Origin of the sequence: Microbacterium sp. MYb64 (assembly GCF_002979495.1) — a bacterium.
GTDB classification, from domain to species: Bacteria; Actinomycetota; Actinomycetes; order Actinomycetales; family Microbacteriaceae; genus Microbacterium; species Microbacterium azadirachtae_A.
The window spans coordinates 82,764-100,630 of the sequence record NZ_PCOW01000004.1 but is presented as its reverse complement, the minus strand read 5'-3'; the positions used below and the strand labels follow the sequence as shown (position 1 = coordinate 100,630).

The following is a 17,867-nucleotide window of genomic DNA, read 5'->3' as shown; positions in this document are numbered from 1 at the left end:
GTCAGGCCCCCTGGGAGACGGGCGCGGAGAGGGCGGCCTCGGCCGCGGCCCTGTCGCGCAGGATGAAGTGCTGCACCTTGCCGCTGGGATTGCGGGGCAGCTCGGCGAGATAGTCGATGCGGCGAGGGCACTTGTAGAGCGCGAGCCGCGACTTCACGAGCGCGAGGATCGAGGCGGTGAGCTCCTCCGAGACCTCGACGTCGGCACGGGGGACGACGTAGGCGTTGACGATCGTGCCCCGATCGGCGTCGGGGCGTCCCACGACCGCGACCTCAAGCACGTCCGGATGCGCGGCGATCGCCTCCTCGACCTCGGGGGCGCCGACGTTGTACCCCGCCGTGACGATCATCGAGTCGCTGCGGGCGTAGAAGGTGAAGTAGCCCTCCTCGTCCTGCACGAAGGTGTCGCCGGTGATGTTCCACCCGTCGTGCACGTACGCCGTCTGCCGCGGGTCGTTCAGGTAGCGGCACCCGGTGGGGCCGATGACCCCGAGCCGCCCCGGCTCCCCCGGTCCGAGGATCCGGCCGTCGTCGTCGAGGATCGCCGCGCGGTAGCCGGGCACGGCACGCCCGGTGGATCCGGGGCGGATGTCGTCGCCCGACGCCGAGATGAAGACGTGCAGCATCTCCGTGGATCCGATGCCGTTCACGAGCCGCACACCGGTCGCCTCGGCCACCGCCTCGAACGTCTCCCGGGAGAGGTGCTCCCCCGCCGAGACGCCGACCCGCAGCCGGCGGAGAGCCCCGGCGAGGCCCTCCTTGAGAATCGCGCGGTAGCCGGTCGGGGCCGTGTACAGCACTGTGATCCCGAGCTGTTCGATGAGTCGCGCGAGCTCGAGCGGGGTGGCCCGCTCAAGGATCACCGCCGCTCCTCCCGTGCGCAGAGGGAACACCACCGCGCCGCCGAGGCCGAACGTGAACGCGAGCGGGGCCGTCGTCGCGCTGACGTCGTCCGGAGTGAGGTGCAGCACGTGCTTCGCGAAGGTGTCGGCGTTGGCGAGGATGTCGCGGTGGAAGTGCATCGTGATCTTCGGCGCGCCCGTCGTGCCGCTGGTCGCGCCGAGCAGCGCCACGTCATCGGCGGCCGTGTCGACCGCCGCGAACGCACCGTCCTTCTCATCGCAGGCGCGCATCAGGCGGTCCTCCTCGCCGCCGAACACCAGGAGGCCGCCCTCCGGCAGCAGGTCGCGAAGGGCGCCCTCGACGACGTCGAGATCGCGGTGGTCGACGATCGCCGCCGACGGGCGCACCCGCTCGAACACGTTGCGCACCTCGCTCTCCTTCCAGGCGACCATCGTCGTGACGACGACCGCGCCGGCCTTGAGCGCGCCGAGCCAGCAGGCCACGGCCCAGGGCCCGTTCAGCATCCGCAGGGCGACGCGATTGCCCGGGACGATGCCGAGATCCTCCGTGAGCACCTGTGCGACCTGATTCGCGCGGCGCTGCAGCTCCCCGTAACTCCACCGTGTGCCGTCGCCGAGGATCACGGCGTCGCGATCGGGTCCGAACGCCTCGACCGCGCGGTCGATGAGCTCGGCGGCCGCGTTCAGCCGAGCCGGGTACTGCACGTCGGGGATGGTGAACTCCAGCGTCGGCCAGAGCTCTACCGGCGGCAGGGCGTCCCGGGCGAAGGTGTCGACGTGGGCTGAGCGGGAAAGCTCCATTGCTGGTCCCTTCGAGATTCGAGGTGTGGTCAGAGGGCGCGACCGGGGCGGATCATGCCCTCCTGGGCGACGGTCGCGATGAGGCGGCCGGTGCGGTCGAAGAAGCGGCCGAGGCCCAGCCCGCGGCCGTCGGAGATGCCGGCGGACTCGTGCGCGTACAGGAGCCATTCGTCGGCGCGGGCGGGCGCATGGAACCACATCGCGTGGTCGAGGCTCGCGGTCACGAGGCCCTCGTCCCGCCACGGCAGGCCGAGCACCCGCAGCACGGGCTCGAGGATCGTGTAGTCGCACACGTACGCGATCGCGAGCTGGTGCGTCACGGGGTCGTCGTCGAGAGCCTGGAACGCGCGCACCCAGACCGCCTGATGCGGCACGCGCTCGCCCTCGACCCGCACGTACACGGGTCCGGGGACGTGCCGCATGTCGAAGCTGCGGTCGTGCGACCAGTAGTCGACATCGGCGCCCGCGTAGCCGGCGAGCGCCTCGGCGCTGGAGGGCAGAGTCTCGGGATCCGGGACCTCCGGCATCTCCGGCCCGTGCGCGGGGAACTCCTCCGGCACATGGAAGGACGCGGTCGCGAGGAACGCGAGCCTGCCGTGCTGGTGCCCTCGAACGTGCCTCGTGGAGAAGCCGCGGCCATCCCGGAGAAGCTCGACCTCGTATCGCACGGGCTCCGCGATATCGACGCCCCGCAGGAACGTCGAGTGCACCGAGTGCAGCAGGCGATCGCCGTCGACCGTGCGGATCGCCGCCGCGGCGCTCTGCGCGACGGTGTCGCCGCCGTAGGCCTTCGGCCACGGGACCGGCTGAGGCTGCGCCGAGAACGCGCGATCGGCGTGCTCCGGCGCGCACTCGGTCAGGGCGATCGCCCGGAGGAACGCGGCGGAGGTGCTCATGCGCGGTGGAAGCCCTCGAGCACGGCGTCGTCGACCTCGTCGAGGTTGATCACGATGTTGTCCGGCGTCCGCGTGGTCAGCCACACGAGCTCCTCGGTGGTGGACATGTTCGCCTCGACGTGCGGCATGAACGGCGGCACGAACACCCAGTCCCCCTCGGTCATGTCGAGGAACTCGGAGTAGTCCTCGCCGAAGTAGATGCGGCCCTTCCCGCGCAGCACGTAGCCGCCGGTCTCCGCCTCGCCGTGGTGGTGCGGCAGCGAGCGGTACCCGGGCTCGTTGGACACCTTGCCGAACCAGATCCTCGTCGCCTCGGTGTGCTGCGGCCCGACGCCCGAGACGCGGATGCAGCCGCCGGAGGACATCGTCTGGGTGTCCTCCTCGCCGCTGCGGGTGACCTGCGGGACGCGGTCCCAGCGCAGTTCGTTCTCGGTCATCGGAGCTCCTCTGCTCTGTCCGGTGCACGCGGCCGCCCGCGGCGCTGCGAGGTCTGCCGCCTCGTCCCCAGAAGTGTCACATGCGTGATGATCGTCACACAAGTGCAATATCCAAAACTGTCGAAGACGACGAAGATCCCTGACAGCACCATGCGGTGCGACCAGGGATCTCCCGGGGCGATCAGCTCAGGACGGTGGAGACGAAGCGCTCGGCAGCGGGTTCGAGCCGGCGATGCAGCGCGGAGAACAGCCGCTCCGCTTCGACCCCGACCCACCGGTCCGGCAGATACTGCAGCGGGATCCCGGGATCCAGATAGGTCAGGCGCCGCCACTGCGTGATCGCACCGACATGCGCGGCGAAGGCCTCGCGATCACTCAGTTCACGGCTCATCATCGGGGCGAAGCCGTCGACGAACCCGCGGTACAGAGGCTCGAGGGCCGGCAGATCCCACCAGCGTCCGACCGCCTCGGCCGGGTCGTCCTGCGACACCCGCTCGCCGAGGAAGAGCTCGACGTAGCGGTCGAGATCCGCACGGCGCAGCGCGGTGCGCGTCTCGTCCGCGATCAGCCCGGGGGCGATCCACAGTCCGCCGCTGATCTGACCGAAGCCGAGCCGCTGCAGGAGCTTGCGCAGCTGGTGCCGCAGCGGGCGCTCCCGTTCGGGAACGCTGAAGGAGGCGAGCAGCCACGGATCCGAGGGCTCGGCGCGCCGCTCCTCGAAGATACGGTGGTCGCCGGCGGAGAACACGCCTTCGAGGGAGTCCGCGAGTCGGTACGCCGCGGCGCCGCCGGAGCGGACGCTGACCAGCACCCCCCGACGCTTGAGCCGGGAGACGGCCGAGCGCACTCCCGGCGCGTCGGCGCCGAGCGCCGCCAGCATCCGGATCAGGTCGGAGACCTGGATCACTCCCCCGTGCGCGCGCACGTAGCGGCCGAAGACGGTGATGATCAGGTGCTGCAGCCGCGCGGTGGATTCGGCCGTCGCAGCGCTCTCACTCATGCGAGGAGCCTACTGACTCACGACGGGATGACGGCGACCCCTGGGTGCTGCTCGAAGATGATCTGGGTCTGGGTCTGCCCGAGTGCGGGGACGGATCCGAGGTGCGTGCGCAGGAAATCCCGGAGCCCCGGAACGCTCGCGCAGGCGACATGGATCACGAGGTCGTGCACGCCGCCGATCAGATAGACCCGCTGCACACCGGGGATCGTGCGCAGGCGAGCCGTGATGGCGGGCACCTGGTCGCGGGCGTCCTCCTTGACGGCGACCATGATGAGCGCCTCGACCCCGGCGCCGGCCGCAACGGGGTCGAGCTCGGCGTGATAGCCGCGGATCACGCCGGCCTCCTCGAGCGCGCGCACCCGTCCGTGGCAGGTCGAGCGCGGGAGGCCGACCCGCGCGGCGAGTTCCTTGTTCGACAGGCGCCCATCCCCGGTCAGCTCGTCCAGGATCCGCCGATCCGTCGGCGTGAGCCGGATTCCGTCCGCCATTGTGCCTCCTCCGGCGTCATCGATCCGGTGATCCCACGCACAACGTCGTGATTCTCGGATATCTGTCGGAATCCTAGGCGATTCTCCGTCGATTCGTCATCATGGATCCTGATCTCCGTATCTCCGGCCGACCGCGCCGGATCCATGACCGAGGAGGATTCCACGATGACGGACGCCACCGCGCCGATCACCCGCGAGCAGTGCGAAGAGGCCGATCGGAACGATCCGCTCGCCGGGCTCCGCGCGCGCTTCGCCCTCCCCGAGGGCATCGTGTACCTCGACGGCAACTCGCTCGGCGCACTCCCGCGCGACGCCGTCGCCCGGGCGGCCGACGTGGTGAGCCGGGAGTGGGGCGCCGACCTCATCGGCAGCTGGAACAAGAACCACTGGTTCGCGCTGCCCCTCCGGATCGGCGAGAAGATCGGCCGGCTCATCGGCGGCGGCGCGGGCGAGTGCGTCGCGACCGACACCACGTCGGTGAACGTCTTCAAGGCCGTCTCGGCCGCGATCCGGCTCCAGCAGCAGGACGCCCCCGCGCGCCGGGTGATCGTGTCGGAGCGGGAGAACTTCCCCACCGACCTCTACATCGTCGAGGGCCTGATGGCGCTCCTCGACCGCGGCTATTCGCTGCGGCTGATCGACGCTCCGGAGGATCTGGGCGCCGCCCTCGACGAGGACGTCGCCGTCGTGCTGCTCACCCAGGTGAACTACCGCACCGGCCACCTCTGGGACATGAGGGAGGCGACGGACCGGATCCACGCGGCGGGCGCCCTGGCCGTCTGGGATCTCTGCCACTCCGTGGGCGCGGTGCCCGTGGCCGTCGCGGACGCCGGCGCCGACTTCGCCGTCGGCTGCACGTACAAGTACCTCAACGGCGGCCCGGGCTCCCCTGCCTTCTTCTGGGTCGCAGAGCGCCATCTCGACCGGGTCGAGACGCCGCTGACCGGCTGGTGGGGGCACGACCGCCCGTTCGCGATGACCGACGCGTACGCTCCGGCGCCGGGCGGGCGGCGCTTCCTCGTGGGCACCCAGCCGATCCTGTCGATGGCGACCATGGAGGTCGGGCTCGACATGCACCTCGAGGTCGACCAGGAGGCTCTGCGCCGCAAGTCGCTCGCGCTGACGACGCTGTTCATCCGGCTCGTCGAGACGCGGCTCTCGGGCCATCCGCTCACCCTGATCACGCCGCGCGAGGACACGCAGCGCGGCAGCCACGTGTCGTTCCGGCACCCCGAGGGCTACGCGGTGATGAAGGCGCTCATCGCGAACGGCGTGATCGGCGACTACCGCGAGCCCGAGGTGCTGCGATTCGGGGTCACCCCGATGTACCTCGGTCACGCCGACGTCTGGGACGCCGTGGAGACCCTGCGCCGCGTGCTCGACGAGGAGCTGTGGCGTGCGCCCGAGTTCCAGGAGCGCGACGCGGTCACCTGAGAGCGGGCCCGCCCGGAGCGGCCGCCTCGCCTGCGGGGCGGCCTACTCTGGTGACATGACCGCCCCGACCGCAGCGCGCGCCCTCCTCGAAGACCTCGTCGACGAGTTCCAGCGCGACTATCCGCGCGGAGCACGGCTGCTCGCGGTCGCGAGCCCCTCAGCCACGAGGTCGGCCGCGTTCGCGGACGACCTCGCCGACGCCCTGCGCGCCAGGGGAGTCGCGGTGTCCGTCGCCACGCAGGACGATCGCGACGAGGCGGGCCTGCGCGCGGACATCGTGGCGCCGTTCCGCGCCGCGGGCGGGGACGCGGTCGAGATCGTCTCCGGCACGACCGCGCTGCTCGCCGAGCGCACCCGCGGACTGTGGCACTTCTCCGTCTGGCTCATCGAGGGCGACGAGGTTCCGCACACGGCGGCGACCGCACTGGTCGACGTGACGGATCCGAAGGCACCGACGCGGCGGCTCGCCGACTACTGCGCCGTCCCGCCGTCGTTCCTGACCTGAGCGGGCGCGTTATCCCGCCATTGCCGGCCCGATCGGGCACCGGATCCCGCCGCCCGCGCCTGTTCGCCACGACGGAGAACGCCGCCTGTGCTTTGTACGTCATGGCCATTTCGCACGACAGGCGCGCGAGTACGCTGGTGGCGTGACCGAACGCGCGCCTCTCTCCCGCAAACTCTCCGCCATCGCCGAGTCCGCCACGCTGAAGGTGGATGCCAAGGCCAAAGCCCTCAAGGCCGAGGGCAAGCCCGTCGTCTCGTACGCCGCGGGCGAGCCTGACTTCGCCACCCCGCAGTTCATCGTGGACGCGGCGGCCGAGGCTCTCGCCAACCCGGCGAACTACCGCTACACCCCCGCGGCCGGCCTGCCCGAGCTGCGCGAGGCGATCGCCGCGAAGACGCTGCGCGACTCCGGCCTCGAGGTCTCGCCGAGCCAGGTCATCGTCACGAACGGCGGCAAGCAGTCCGTCTACCAGGCGTTCCAGGCCGTGGTGAACCCGGGCGACGAGGTGCTCCTTCCCGCGCCGTACTGGACCACCTACCCCGAGGCGATCCGCCTCGCCGACGGCGTCCCGGTCGAGGTCTTCGCCGGCGCCGACCAGGAGTACAAGGTCACGGTCGACCAGCTCGAGGCCGCGCGCACCGCGCGCACCACGGTGCTCGTGTTCGTCTCGCCGTCCAACCCGACCGGATCCGTCTACTCCCCCGAGGAGACCGCCGCGATCGCCGCCTGGGCGCTCGAGCACGGGATCTGGATCATCTCGGACGAGATCTACCAGAACCTCACCTACGAGGGCGTGAAGGCGACCTCCGTGGTCGAGGCGCTGCCCGAGGTCGCCGGTCAGACCATCCTCGTCAACGGCGTCGCGAAGACCTATGCGATGACCGGCTGGCGCGTGGGCTGGATGGTCGGCCCCGCCGACGCGATCAAGATCGCCGGCAACCTCCAGTCGCACCTCACGAGCAACGTGAACAATGTCGCGCAGCGTGCAGCGATCGCCGCGCTCAACGGCCCGCAGACCGAGGCCGAGCAGTTCCGCGAGGCGTTCGACCGCCGCCGCACGCTGATCGTCTCCGAGCTGTCCAAGATCGACGGCCTCGTGGTGCCCAACCCGACCGGCGCGTTCTACGTCTACCCCGACGTGCAGGGCCTGCTCGGCCGCACCTGGGGCGGCGTGACCCCCACCACCTCGCTCGAGCTCGCCGACCTCATCCTCGACCAGGCCGAGGTGGCCGTGGTCCCGGGCGAGGCGTTCGGCCCGTCCGGCTACATCCGCATGTCGTACGCGCTCGGCGACGACCAGCTGCTCGAGGGCGTGCAGCGCCTGCAGCGCCTGTTCGCCTCCTGACGCGCACCGCGTTCCACGTCGACGCCCCCTCCGGCTGTCCGCGCCCCTCCTGAATTCCGCAATTCAGAGGGGGCCTCGGTCGCCAGAGGGGGCCTCGACGTATCCGGCCGGTGCACCGCGGGCAAGCGTCGGTCTGCGCGTCAGTCCTCGTAGCCGACGAGCCAGTGCACGCCGAAGCGGTCCACGAGGGTTCCGTCGTGCGCGCCCCACGGCCGCTCCTGCAACGGGTCGATCACGCGGCCGCCGTCGCCGAGCTGGGCGAACCAGCGCGTGAGCGTCTCCGGATCCGCCGTGCCGAGGAGCGAGAAGAACATGCCGTTCATGTGCACGGCGTCCTCGTCCGGCCCCGCATCGGCGGCGGCGAGCTCGACAGGGCCGCGGATGAGCATGCCGTGCGCGATCGCATCCCCCGGGCCGTCCGCCCGCCCGAACTCGGCATAGGTGTGCATCGTCACCTCGCCGCCGAAGATCGCCTGATAGAACGGCAGCGCGTCGACGGCGGTCCCGGGGAACAGGATGTAGGGCACGAGTCCGGTCATGCTGCGAGCGTACGCCCCGGATCCGGCCTCAGCCGAGCAGCAGGACGGCTAGAGCTCGACGTCGACGAGCACCGGCTCCGGCTGCAGCAGCAGGCCGAACTCGGAGTGCACCCGGCTCTGGATGAACCGGGCGAGCTCTGCGATCTCCCCCGCGGTCGCGCCCCCGCGATTCGTCAGGGCGAGAGCGTGCTTCGTGGACACGCCGGCGCGCGAACGCGGCAGCTTGAAGCCCTTGCCGATGCCGGCGTGCTCGATGAGCCAGGCCGCGCTCACCTTCACGTCGCTCGGCGGCGCCTCCGGCTTCGGCGCGAGACCGTAGTACGACTCGAGCGGGATCACGGTGACCGTGTCGAGGTCGGGCGTCACCGGCCAGCGCGGGCACTCGGACGGCAGCGTGCGCGCCACCGCCTCGGAGACGATCGCGTTCTGGAAGAAGGATCCGGCGCCGTGCGTATCGGGATCCGCCGGATCGAAGAGCATGCCCTTCGCAGCGCGGGTGGCCAGGATCCGCTCGCGCACCCAGGCGAGGGGCACCGGGTCGTCGCCGGTGAGCTGCAGGGCGCGGCGCAGCTGCTCGCCGCGCACGACCCGTCCCGCATCGCCGGTCACGGCGAGATCGAGCGTGACGGACAGGATCACGGCACGGCGCTCTGCGACGGAACCGTAGTGGTGCTTGAGCACCGACGTGCGGAAGCCGAGGCCGAGCTCGGACGCCGGCGTGACGACGACCTCGCCGGAGTGCTCGTCGAGCAGCTCCACCTCGACGAGCGTCTCCTGGATCTCCTGCCCGTAGGCGCCGATGTTCTGCACGGGGGCGGCGCCGACCGTGCCGGGGATCCCCGACATCGCCTCGATGCCGGCGTACCCGCGCTCGACCGCGTAGGCGACGAGCGCATCCCAGTCGTGCCCGGCCTGCGCGCGAAGCCGGATCCGGCCGGCGTGCGGGGACGGAAGCTCCTCGATGCCGCTCGTGCGGATGCGGATCACCGTGCCGTCGAAGGGCGCGTCCCCCGCGAAGAGGTTCGACCCTCCGCCCAGCACGAACCACTCGTCGCGGGTCGCCCACACCGCACGGAGGGCGGAGACGAGCTCGTCCTCGGTCGCGGCGTCGATCATCCGCGCAGGCGCCGCACCGGTCTGCAGCGTGGTCAGCGCGGCGAGGCGGATCGGATCGATCTCCGCCATGTCAGAGCGAGTCCGCTGCGACGCGCAGCTGCGCTTTGACGAGCACCGTGGTCTCGGCGAACCGGACGGTCAGGTCGATCCGCACCGCGGTCTCGTCCATCGCGCCGACCTTGGCGGTGATCGCGACGTCGGCGCCGGTCTGCGGGTCGACCACGATCGGGCGTGCGAAGCGCACGCCGTAGTCGAGGATCCGCGCGGTGCCGGGAAGGGCGGCGACCGCGACGGACGAGGCGACGCCCATCGTGAGCATGCCGTGCGCGAGCACGCCGGGCAGGCCCACCTCGGCGGCGACGTCGTCGCGGTAGTGGATGGGGTTGAAGTCGCCGGACGCGCCGGCGTAGCGGACGAGCGCCTCACGCGTGAGGTGCACGGTGCGCTCGGCGATGATGTCTCCGACGTTCACGCGGCGGCCTCCTCGTTCTCGGCCGGGGCATCGCTCACGAGCAGCACCGACGTGGCGGTGACGACGTGCGCGCCGGCGGCGTCGCGGATCTCGGCGTCGCTCGTGATCATCGCGGCGGGACCCATCGCTCGGATCCCGGTGACGGTCAGTCGGGCGGTGAGCTCGTCGCCGGCCACGATCGGGCGCGTGTAGGCGAAGCGCTGCTCGGCGTGGATCGTGCGGGACAGCACGATCCCGGAGTCCTCGAGCCCCAGCAGCTGCTGCAGCGTGAGGTCCTGGATGACCATCGCGAAGGTGGGCGGGGCGACGACATCGGCGAAGCCGAGCGCCTGGGCCGCCGCGACATCGGTGTGCTGCGGGGCGTCGGCGAACACGGCGCGCGCGAACTCGCGCACCTTCTCGCGACCGACGAGGTAAGGGGCCGTCGGCGGGAACTCCCGGCCGACCAGTTCAGGATTCACGGGCACCCCTCGATCCTATCGAGCGGCGCCGATCGCTCGCCGAGCGGCCGCTCAGGCGGTGCGGGGCTTCCGCCCGCGGATCGCCTTCAGCGCAATCTGCACCGCGATGAACGCCAGGTACACCGCGAACAGGATGTTGCCCACGAACGGGTCGATGAGCGTCGCGAGCCAGGCGCCGAGCGCCGTGGTCGTGCAGGCGGAGAGGCCGATGAAGGCTGCGGCGACCAGATCCACGTTGTGATTGCGCAGGTTGCCGATCGTGCCGGAGATCGCGGTCGGGATCATCATGAGCAGGGACGTGCCCTTCGCGACGAGGTCGCTCGTGCCGAACGCCAGCATGAGCGCCGGCACGACCACGATCCCCCCGCCGACCCCGATGAGGCCCGCGAGCACGCCGGTGAACAGGCCCAGCACGAGCAGCAGCGGGCCGGTCACCCAGGTGAGTTCGAGCACGGCGCCCCGCGACGGGATGACCAGGAACAGGCTCACGATCACGATCACGAGGAAGCCGACGAAGCACCAGCGCAGCGCGGTCTGCGAGATCCGCGGCAGCAGGCGGGTGCCGATCTGCGCGCCGACGACGGATCCGACCGCGAGGATCAGCGCCGGGATCCACGCCACCGAGTCGTGGACGGCGTACGAGATGACGCCCACGAGCGCGGTCGGCACGATCGCGGCGAGCGAGGTGCCAGCCCCCAGACGCTGGTCGAAGGCGAGCAGCAGCACGAGCAGCGGGACGATGACCGTGCCGCCGCCGACGCCGAAGAGGCCGGAGAGGAGACCAGCGGCGAGCCCGATCCCGATGAAGGACGCGTAGGCGCGCGGCCCCCGCATCCGCTCGACGGCACCCTCGACCACGCTCGCTCCTGTCCGCCGTTCCTGGCGGAGCAGCACCGTCCAGCGTAGTCGCGCGGGCTCAGTGCCCTTCGAACAGCGGCGGGCGCTTCTCCTGGAACGCCGCGAAGCCCTCGCGGTAGTCGTCCGTGTCGCAGAGCGCCGCCTGGGCCGCGTTCTCCTGGCGCATCGAATGCCACAGCCCCAGGCGCTCGTCGCGGAGAGCGGCGACCAGGCGCTTGCTCGCGACGAACGCGGCCGTCGCGCCCTGCGCCGCACGGGCAGCGGCCGCGAGCGTGGCCTCGTGCACCATCTCGGGGAGCATCGCCTGGGAGAACAGCCCGGCCGTGACCGCCTCGGATCCGCTCATCAGCCTGCCGGAGTAGATGAGGTCGAGCGTGCGGTGCGCGCCGAGCCGCTCCACGAACAGCGCGTGTCCGCCCGAGTCGAGCGTCGCGCCGAGCGCGGCGAACGGGGATCCGATCTTCGCGGTGTCGGCGACGTAGACGACATCGGTCGCGATGAGCAGGCCGAGGCCCACCCCGAGGCAGGCTCCCTGCGCGGCGGCGAAGGTCGGTGCGGGGAAGGACGACATGCGCTGCAGCACGGGCGTGACGATGCCGTCGAGGTAGCCCATCACGTCGTCGTCGCGCGGATCGACGCCCGAGATGTCGCGGCCCGCGCAGAATGCCCTGCCCTCGCCGGTCAGCACGAGGGAGCGCACACCGGCGCGCTCGGCCTCGGCGTAGGCGTCTCCGAGGTCGCGCACCGCCTGCTCGTCGAGGGCATTGAGCTTGTCGGGGTTGTTCAGCGTGATGTGGGCGACGGCGCCGTCGATCGCGAGGTCGATCATGGTTCCTCCTTGGTCCCTGAGCTTGTCGAGGTGATCCCTGAGCTTGTCGAAGGGCTCCTGCGCCGTTCAAACGTCGTAGTCGACGACGACGCGATCGGTCGTGGGGTGGGACTGGCACGTGAGCACGTAGCCGCGGTCGAGCTCGTCCTGCTCGAGCGCGTAGTTCTCCGTCATCGTGACGGATCCGTCGACGAGGCGCGCCCGGCAGGTGCCGCACACGCCCCCCGCACACGCGAAGGGCACGTCGGGACGCACGCGGAGGGCGGCGTTCAGGATCGACTCGTTGGCCGACACCGGGGTGTCCACGGATCCGGACTGTCCGTCCAGGGTGAACTCGATCGTGCGCACGGGCTCGTCCTCGCGCACCTCGATCGGACGCCCGGCCTCAGGGCGCTCCTGCCCCGGCTCCCCCGTCGTGAACAGCTCGTAGCGCACGTGCGCGGACTCGACGCCGATGTCGGCCAGGGTGTCGCGGCACAGCTGCACGAGATCGAACGGCCCGCACAGGAACCACTCGTCGACCGTCGCCGGCAGCACGAGCGCGTCGAGGATGCCACGCAGACGCCCCTCGTCGATGCGGCCCGACAGCAGCGGAGCCGAGCGCTGCTCGCGGGTGAGCACGTGGTGCACCGCGAAGCGCGCCGGGTAGCGGTCCTTGAGGTCGGCGAGGTCGTCCAGGAACATCACGTCGGTCGCCCGGCGGTTCGTGTACACGAGCGTGAACCGGCTGGAGTCGGAGCGCGCGAGCACCGTGGCGGCGAGCGCCATGAGCGGCGTGATTCCCGACCCCGCGGCGATGCCGACGACGTGCGCCTCGTCGAGCGCGGCGAGCGCCGAGGTGAAGGTGCCCTGCGGGCTCATCACGTCGATCCTGTCGCCCTCGTGCAGCTCGCTCTGCGCCCACGTGGAGAAGCGGCCTCCGCGGTCGCGCTTGATCGCGACGCTGATGGTCCCCGAGCCCGTAGAGGGGTTCCACGCCGGCGGCCGGCAGAGGGAGTAGGAGCGGCGCACCTCGTGACCGTCGAGCTCGGCGCGCAGGGCGACGTGCTGCCCGGCGAGGTAGTCGAACTCCCCCGCGAGCTGCTCCGGCACGGCGAAGGTGACCTCGATCGCCTCGTCGGTGAGCGGACGCACCTCCTGGACGGCGAGGGTGTGGAAGCGGGTGCGCCGGCGCGGGGATGCCGCGGTCCCTGAGCCCGTCGAAGGGCCTCCGACGACGCTGTTGAGGAGCGAGCCGGCGACACGTTCGGTCGCGGCTTCCTCGGGGGCGGCGGTGTGCGCGGCCGCGCCCAGATGCCAGAGCGTCATCAGATCACCTTGAAGTGGTCGAAGGGCTCGAGGCACGCGCGGCACTCGTAGAGCGCCTTGCACGACGTGGAGCCGAAGCGGGAGAGCTCGCGGGTGTCCAGGGACCCGCACCGCGGGCAGCGGACGCCGAGGGAGATGCGCACCGGCCCCTGAGCCCGTCGCAGGGCCGCGTGTCCGCTCGGCGGGGCGATGCCGTACTCGGTGAGCTTGCGCTTGCCCTCCTCGGTCATCCAGTCCGTGGTCCAGGCGGGTGCGAGCACGAGGCGCACCTCGACCTCGCCGAAGCCGGCCCGGATGAGCGCGAGTTCGACGTCGTCGCGGATCGTGTCCATCGCAGGGCAGCCGCTGTAGGTCGGAGTGATGTCGACGCGGATCCGATCGCCGTCGACGGTGATGTCGCGCAGCACGCCGAGGTCCTCGATCGTCAGCACGGGGACCTCCGGATCCTTGACCGCGGCTGCCGCCTCCCAGGCGCGCTCGCGCAGCCCGGTCACCACGTCGCCCCCGGGTGACGACGGGCGAGCACCTGCATCTCGGACAGCAGGTGACCGAGCCCGGTCGCGTGGGATCCGTGCCGCCCGCCGCCGGCCGAGGCAGAGCCGGCGGGGAAATCCAGCTCGGCTTCCGCGAACACGGCTTCGACCACGGCATCGAAGCCAGCCCGCAGCGACGAGGGCCGCACGGCGGCATCGCCGAGGCGGTCGATCAGCTCGTCGTCGCGGAACAGCTCGGCCGCATAGGGCCAGACGTCTGCGAAGGCGCGGATGATCCTGGCGCGCGACTCCTCGGTGCCCCCTGCCAGACGCAGCACCCACTGCACGGCGTGGTCGCGGTGGTAGTCGACCTCCTTGACGGCCTTCTCGGCGATCGCGGCGAACGTCGCGTCGGTGCTGCCCCGCAGCGCGGAGTACAGCTCGAGCATGTAGGTGCTGACGAGGAGCTGGCGCGCGATCGTCTGCGCGAAATCGCCGTTGGGCTGTTCCACGAGCCAGGAGCTGCGGAACTCGGCCTCGTCGCGGAAGTATGCGAGGTCGTCTTCGCTGCGCCCGTCCCAGGATCCGGCGTAGCGCAGGAACGATCGCGCGTGCCCGAGCAGGTCGAGGGCGATGTTGCCGAGCGCCACGTCCTCCTCGAGCTCGGGGGCGTAGGTGATCCAGGCTCCGAGCTGCTGGGACAGGATCAGGGCGTCGTCGCCGAGCCAGAGCGCGTACTCTGCGATGTCGGCGGAGGCCGCGCGCTCCCCGGAGCCGGCCAGCTCCGCGGCGAGCGCGAGCTCGTCGACCGAGACGTCGCCGTGCGGGTCGATCGCACCGTCCAGATCGTGGGCGCTCACAGGTGCGGCACCCCCTCGGAGGCCGTGTAGTACACGGCGTGGCGGTAGTTCTTGCCGGCGGGGCTCTCGAAGAACGCGCCCTTGTCGTCGGGGTCGCTTGTCGTGATCGCATCGGCGGGGACGACCCACACCGACGTGCCCTCGTTGCGCCGCGTGTACAGGTCGCGCGCGTTGCGCAGCGCCATGTCGGCGTCGGGGGCGTGCAGGGATCCGACGTGCACGTGGCTGAGGCCCCGGTTCGCGCGGACGAACACCTCGAACATGGGCCAGCTCTCTTCGGGGGATGCTCCGGGGGTGGTCATGCCGCCACCTCCTGCCGAAGAGCCTGCTTGCGGGCGTACTCCGCGGCGGCCTCCCGCACCCAGGCACCCTCCGCGTGCGCGTCGCGACGGCGCTGCAGCCGCTCGGCGTTGCACGGCCCGTTGCCGCGGACGACCTCGAAGAACTCGTCCCAGTCGATCTCGCCCATCGCGTACTGACCCGTCTCCTCGTCGAGGCTGAGCTCGGGATCCGGCAGGGTCACGCCGAGGATCTCGGCCTGCGGCACGAGCATGCCGACGAAGCGCTGGCGCAGGTCGTCGTTCGAGAAGCGCTTGATCTTCCACTGCATCGACTGTGCGGAGTTCGGAGACTGGTCGTCCGGCGGGCCGAACATCGCGAGCGCCGGCCAGTACCAGCGGTTCACGGCGTCCTGCGCCATCGCGCGCTGCTCCTCCGATCCCTGCATGAGGGTCAGCAGGATCTCGAAGCCCTGGCGCTGGTGGAACGACTCCTCCTTGCAGATGCGCACCATCGCACGTCCGTAGGGACCGTAGGAGGCGCGGCACAGCGGCACCTGGTTGCAGATCGCGGCGCCGTCGACGAGCCACCCGATCGCGCCCATGTCCGCCCAGGTCGGCGTCGGGTAGTTGAAGATCGAGGAGTACTTGGCCTTGCCGTCGATGAGCTGCTGCATCATCTCGTCGCGTGTGATGCCGAGCGTCTGTGCGGCCGAGTAGAGGTAGAGCCCGTGCCCGGCCTCGTCCTGCACCTTCGCCATGAGGATCGCCTTGCGCTTGAGGCTGGGAGCGCGGGTGATCCAGTTGCCCTCTGGCTGCATCCCGATGATCTCGGAGTGCGCGTGCTGGGAGATCTGCCGGATCAGCGTCTTGCGGTACGCCTCCGGCATCCAGTCGCGCGGCTCGATGCGCTGCTCGTTCTCGACGAGTTCGTCGAAGAGCGCCTGGGCGTCCGGATCCTCGGTCAAGGCCACGGGGGAAACAGTCATCGTCGACTCCTGAGTGAATTACCTACCGTTCGTACAGTAATTATGGCACACTCGTATCGTTCGCAGAAGGACGACCTTCCCGAACCGGCACCGCACCCCGGTCCGCGCCGCTCAGTTCGAAGGAGAACAGATGACCGACCCCGTCGCCGACCTGCGTCCGATGATGCAGCGCGATCGCGCCTCATCCGCCCTCGGCATGCGCGTGGAGGTGGACGAGCCGGGCCGCGCCGTGGTCTCGATGATCGTGCGCGAGGACATGCTGAACGGCTTCGACATCACGCACGGCGGGCTGGTCTTCGCCCTGGCCGACACGACCTTCGCGATCGTCTGCAACGAGGATGAGAAGGTCACGGTCGCCGCGGGCGCCGACATCACCTTCCTGAAGTCCACGCGCGCCGGGCAGGTGCTCACGGCCGCGGGGACGCGCCGCGCGCGCAACGGTCGCACGGGCCTCTACGACATCACCGTGACCGACGAGACCGGCGACATCGTCGCCGAGTTCCGCGGCCGCTCGATCACCACGAACCGTCCTTTCCCCGAGGAGAATTCATGACCGACACCGCCGTCGGCGCCGCGCGCAACGACACGGCCACCTCCCTGACCCCGGACGAGCTGCACGCCCTGCAGCTCGAGCGCCTGCAGTGGTCCGTGCATCACGCGTACGAGAACGTGCCGTTCTACCGTCTCGCTTTCCAGCGGGCCGGGATCCACCCCGACGACATCCGCACCCTCGCCGACGTCGCGCGCCTGCCGTTCACGACCAAGGACGACCTGCGCGAGTACTACCCGTTCGGCATGTTCGCGGTGCCGATGGCCGATGTGCGCCGCATCCACGCGTCCTCGGGCACCACCGGCCGGCCGACCGTCGTGGGCTACACCCAGACCGATCTCGACAACTGGGCCGACCTCATCGCGCGCTCGCTGCGCGCGGCCGGAGTGCAGCCCGGCTGGAAGGTGCACAACGCCTACGGCTACGGCCTGTTCACGGGCGGTCTGGGCGCTCATGCCGGCATCGAGCGTCTCGGCGCGACCGTGATCCCGATGTCGGGCGGGCAGACCGCCAAGCAGGTCCAGCTCATCCACGACTTCGAGCCCGACGCGATCATGTGCACCCCGACGTACCTCCTGACGATCGCCGACGCGCTCGAGCAGGCGGGGATCGATCCCCGCTCCACCTCGCTCAAGGTCGGGATCCTCGGCGCGGAGCCGTGGACCAACGAGATGCGCCTCCAGATCGAGCAGCGCCTGAACATCGACGCCGTCGACATCTACGGGCTCAGCGAGGTCATGGGACCCGGCGTCGCGATGGAGGCCGCCGCCACGAAGGACGGCCCGCACATCTGGGAGGACCACTTCCTGCCCGAGATCATCGACCCCTCCACGGGCGAACCGGTCGCGGACGGCGAGCCGGGCGAGCTCGTGTTCACATCGCTCACGAAGCAGGCGTTCCCGGTGATCCGCTACCGCACCAGGGATCTCACCCGGCTGCTTCCCGGATCCGCCTTTCCCGCGATGCGGCGGATGGAGAAGATCACCGGCCGCGACGACGACATGATCATCCTGCGCGGCGTGAACCTGTTCCCGACCCAGATCGAGGAGATCGCGCTCGGCATCGAGACGCTCACCCCGCACTTCGTCCTCGAGCTCACCCGGCAGGGCCACCTCGACGCACTGAAGGTGCGGATCGAGCGGCATCCCGACATCGACGCGGCGAGCGCGCTGGCCGCGGCCGAGGTGCTGAAGCTGCGGATCAAGACCTCGATCGGGACGTCGGTCGACGTGCAGGTCGAGGAACCGGGATCCCTCCCCCGCAGCGAAGGCAAGTACAAGCGCCTGTACGACCTGCGCTGAGGGCGGCGGGTGTTCCGAACTCAGTCGATCCGCCGCCGTTTCGCCCTCATGTCGGTGAAAGAGCG

21 protein-coding genes are annotated in these 17,867 nt (G+C 70.7%); 5 read left to right on the top strand and 16 right to left on the bottom strand.

What is annotated here, in order from left to right; genetic code table 11:
• Position 1 precedes the first annotated feature (1 nt).
• The 5 genes from CQ044_RS05660 to CQ044_RS05640 form a co-directional block, all read right to left on the bottom strand.
• Positions 2-1,663 carry an AMP-binding protein gene (locus CQ044_RS05660; RefSeq protein WP_105687496.1) on the bottom strand — a complete coding sequence of 554 codons (1,662 nt, stop codon included), beginning with the start codon at positions 1,661-1,663 and terminating at the stop codon, positions 2-4.
• Positions 1,664-1,692: 29 nt separating this feature from the next.
• Positions 1,693-2,559, bottom strand: coding sequence for an acyl-CoA thioesterase II (locus tag CQ044_RS05655; protein WP_105687495.1), 867 nt, complete (start codon positions 2,557-2,559; stop codon positions 1,693-1,695).
• A complete protein-coding gene (locus tag CQ044_RS05650) occupies positions 2,556-2,996 on the bottom strand; it encodes a cupin domain-containing protein (RefSeq protein ID WP_105687494.1) in 441 nt (146 codons plus the stop codon). The genes CQ044_RS05655 and CQ044_RS05650 overlap by 4 nt, the downstream gene beginning before the upstream one ends.
• Positions 2,997-3,177: 181 nt before the next feature.
• Positions 3,178-3,996, bottom strand: a complete 819-nt coding sequence (locus CQ044_RS05645) for a PaaX family transcriptional regulator C-terminal domain-containing protein (protein ID WP_105687492.1) — start codon at positions 3,994-3,996, stop codon at positions 3,178-3,180.
• 17 nt (positions 3,997-4,013) lie between these two features.
• The gene (locus tag CQ044_RS05640; RefSeq protein WP_105687490.1) at positions 4,014-4,484 is read right to left on the bottom strand and encodes an Lrp/AsnC family transcriptional regulator; all 471 of its coding nucleotides are present in this window, start codon (positions 4,482-4,484) and stop codon (positions 4,014-4,016) included.
• A 165-nt stretch (positions 4,485-4,649) separates the two neighbouring features.
• On the opposite strand from CQ044_RS05640, the gene kynU reads away from it, so the two are divergent.
• The 3 genes from kynU (at position 4,650) to CQ044_RS05625 (ending at position 7,768) form a co-directional block, all read left to right on the top strand.
• The gene (gene kynU / locus CQ044_RS05635; RefSeq protein WP_105687692.1) at positions 4,650-5,918 is read left to right on the top strand and encodes a kynureninase; all 1,269 of its coding nucleotides are present in this window, start codon (positions 4,650-4,652) and stop codon (positions 5,916-5,918) included.
• Between the two features lie 55 nt (positions 5,919-5,973).
• Positions 5,974-6,423: a hypothetical protein gene (locus tag CQ044_RS05630; protein WP_181158189.1), complete on the top strand. Its 450-nt coding sequence runs from the start codon at positions 5,974-5,976 to the stop codon at positions 6,421-6,423.
• A 142-nt stretch (positions 6,424-6,565) separates the two neighbouring features.
• On the top strand, positions 6,566-7,768 hold the full coding sequence (locus tag CQ044_RS05625; protein WP_105687488.1) for a pyridoxal phosphate-dependent aminotransferase: 1,203 nt from the start codon (positions 6,566-6,568) through the stop codon (positions 7,766-7,768).
• A gap of 140 nt (positions 7,769-7,908) precedes the next feature.
• Here CQ044_RS05625 and CQ044_RS05620 read toward each other — a convergent pair whose 3' ends face one another.
• The 11 genes from CQ044_RS05620 to paaA form a co-directional block, all read right to left on the bottom strand.
• Positions 7,909-8,307 (bottom strand): VOC family protein, encoded by a 399-nt coding sequence (locus CQ044_RS05620; protein ID WP_105687486.1) that lies wholly within the window; start codon positions 8,305-8,307, stop codon positions 7,909-7,911.
• Between the two features lie 48 nt (positions 8,308-8,355).
• Positions 8,356-9,492 carry a UDP-N-acetylmuramate dehydrogenase gene (locus tag CQ044_RS05615; protein ID WP_105687484.1) on the bottom strand — a complete coding sequence of 379 codons (1,137 nt, stop codon included), beginning with the start codon at positions 9,490-9,492 and terminating at the stop codon, positions 8,356-8,358.
• A 1-nt stretch (position 9,493) separates the two neighbouring features.
• Positions 9,494-9,895: a MaoC/PaaZ C-terminal domain-containing protein gene (locus CQ044_RS05610; RefSeq protein ID WP_105687481.1), complete on the bottom strand. Its 402-nt coding sequence runs from the start codon at positions 9,893-9,895 to the stop codon at positions 9,494-9,496.
• A complete protein-coding gene (locus CQ044_RS05605; RefSeq protein WP_105687479.1) occupies positions 9,892-10,362 on the bottom strand; it encodes a MaoC family dehydratase N-terminal domain-containing protein in 471 nt (156 codons plus the stop codon). The genes CQ044_RS05610 and CQ044_RS05605 overlap by 4 nt, the downstream gene beginning before the upstream one ends.
• 45 nt (positions 10,363-10,407) lie before the next feature.
• The gene (locus CQ044_RS05600) at positions 10,408-11,190 is read right to left on the bottom strand and encodes a sulfite exporter TauE/SafE family protein (protein WP_105687691.1); all 783 of its coding nucleotides are present in this window, start codon (positions 11,188-11,190) and stop codon (positions 10,408-10,410) included.
• Between the two features lie 82 nt (positions 11,191-11,272).
• On the bottom strand, positions 11,273-12,043 hold the full coding sequence (locus CQ044_RS05595) for an enoyl-CoA hydratase/isomerase family protein (RefSeq protein WP_105687477.1): 771 nt from the start codon (positions 12,041-12,043) through the stop codon (positions 11,273-11,275).
• Positions 12,044-12,109: 66 nt separating this feature from the next.
• A complete protein-coding gene (gene paaE, locus CQ044_RS05590) occupies positions 12,110-13,351 on the bottom strand; it encodes a 1,2-phenylacetyl-CoA epoxidase subunit PaaE (protein WP_105687475.1) in 1,242 nt (413 codons plus the stop codon).
• Positions 13,351-13,845, bottom strand: a complete 495-nt coding sequence (gene paaD / locus CQ044_RS05585) for a 1,2-phenylacetyl-CoA epoxidase subunit PaaD (RefSeq protein WP_374954849.1) — start codon at positions 13,843-13,845, stop codon at positions 13,351-13,353. The genes paaE and paaD overlap by 1 nt, the downstream gene beginning before the upstream one ends.
• A complete protein-coding gene (paaC, locus tag CQ044_RS05580; RefSeq protein ID WP_105687471.1) occupies positions 13,842-14,684 on the bottom strand; it encodes a 1,2-phenylacetyl-CoA epoxidase subunit PaaC in 843 nt (280 codons plus the stop codon). The genes paaD and paaC overlap by 4 nt, the downstream gene beginning before the upstream one ends.
• Positions 14,681-14,986, bottom strand: a complete 306-nt coding sequence (gene paaB / locus CQ044_RS05575; RefSeq protein ID WP_045272044.1) for a 1,2-phenylacetyl-CoA epoxidase subunit PaaB — start codon at positions 14,984-14,986, stop codon at positions 14,681-14,683. Before paaB ends, paaC begins: the two co-directional genes overlap by 4 nt.
• A complete protein-coding gene (gene paaA, locus CQ044_RS05570) occupies positions 14,983-15,951 on the bottom strand; it encodes a 1,2-phenylacetyl-CoA epoxidase subunit PaaA (protein WP_105687469.1) in 969 nt (322 codons plus the stop codon). The genes paaB and paaA overlap by 4 nt, the downstream gene beginning before the upstream one ends.
• A gap of 130 nt (positions 15,952-16,081) precedes the next feature.
• Between paaA and paaI the strand changes: the two genes are divergently transcribed.
• On the top strand, positions 16,082-16,504 hold the full coding sequence (paaI, locus tag CQ044_RS05565; protein WP_105687467.1) for a hydroxyphenylacetyl-CoA thioesterase PaaI: 423 nt from the start codon (positions 16,082-16,084) through the stop codon (positions 16,502-16,504).
• Positions 16,501-17,802, top strand: coding sequence for a phenylacetate--CoA ligase PaaK (paaK, locus tag CQ044_RS05560; protein WP_105687465.1), 1,302 nt, complete (start codon positions 16,501-16,503; stop codon positions 17,800-17,802). The genes paaI and paaK overlap by 4 nt, the downstream gene beginning before the upstream one ends.
• Positions 17,803-17,867: the final 65 nt, after the last annotated feature.

What these genes read in the sequence shown, in the direction of transcription:
- CQ044_RS05630 (WP_181158189.1), top strand. Translation starts at nt 5,974, where the DNA reads ATGACCGCCCCGACCGCAGCGCGCGCCCTCCTCGAAGACCTCGTCGAC.
- kynU (WP_105687692.1), top strand. Translation starts at nt 4,650, where the DNA reads ATGACGGACGCCACCGCGCCGATCACCCGCGAGCAGTGCGAAGAGGCC.
- paaK (WP_105687465.1), top strand. Translation starts at nt 16,501, where the DNA reads ATGACCGACACCGCCGTCGGCGCCGCGCGCAACGACACGGCCACCTCC.
- CQ044_RS05645 (WP_105687492.1), bottom strand. Translation starts at nt 3,996, where the DNA reads ATGAGTGAGAGCGCTGCGACGGCCGAATCCACCGCGCGGCTGCAGCAC.
- CQ044_RS05650 (WP_105687494.1), bottom strand. Translation starts at nt 2,996, where the DNA reads ATGACCGAGAACGAACTGCGCTGGGACCGCGTCCCGCAGGTCACCCGC.
- paaA (WP_105687469.1), bottom strand. Translation starts at nt 15,951, where the DNA reads ATGACTGTTTCCCCCGTGGCCTTGACCGAGGATCCGGACGCCCAGGCG.
- paaE (WP_105687475.1), bottom strand. Translation starts at nt 13,351, where the DNA reads ATGACGCTCTGGCATCTGGGCGCGGCCGCGCACACCGCCGCCCCCGAG.
- paaI (WP_105687467.1), top strand. Translation starts at nt 16,082, where the DNA reads ATGACCGACCCCGTCGCCGACCTGCGTCCGATGATGCAGCGCGATCGC.
- CQ044_RS05600 (WP_105687691.1), bottom strand. Translation starts at nt 11,190, where the DNA reads ATGCGGGGGCCGCGCGCCTACGCGTCCTTCATCGGGATCGGGCTCGCC.
- CQ044_RS05660 (WP_105687496.1), bottom strand. Translation starts at nt 1,663, where the DNA reads ATGGAGCTTTCCCGCTCAGCCCACGTCGACACCTTCGCCCGGGACGCC.
- CQ044_RS05655 (WP_105687495.1), bottom strand. Translation starts at nt 2,559, where the DNA reads ATGAGCACCTCCGCCGCGTTCCTCCGGGCGATCGCCCTGACCGAGTGC.
- CQ044_RS05620 (WP_105687486.1), bottom strand. Translation starts at nt 8,307, where the DNA reads ATGACCGGACTCGTGCCCTACATCCTGTTCCCCGGGACCGCCGTCGAC.
- CQ044_RS05595 (WP_105687477.1), bottom strand. Translation starts at nt 12,043, where the DNA reads ATGATCGACCTCGCGATCGACGGCGCCGTCGCCCACATCACGCTGAAC.
- CQ044_RS05615 (WP_105687484.1), bottom strand. Translation starts at nt 9,492, where the DNA reads ATGGCGGAGATCGATCCGATCCGCCTCGCCGCGCTGACCACGCTGCAG.
- CQ044_RS05640 (WP_105687490.1), bottom strand. Translation starts at nt 4,484, where the DNA reads ATGGCGGACGGAATCCGGCTCACGCCGACGGATCGGCGGATCCTGGAC.
- paaB (WP_045272044.1), bottom strand. Translation starts at nt 14,986, where the DNA reads ATGACCACCCCCGGAGCATCCCCCGAAGAGAGCTGGCCCATGTTCGAG.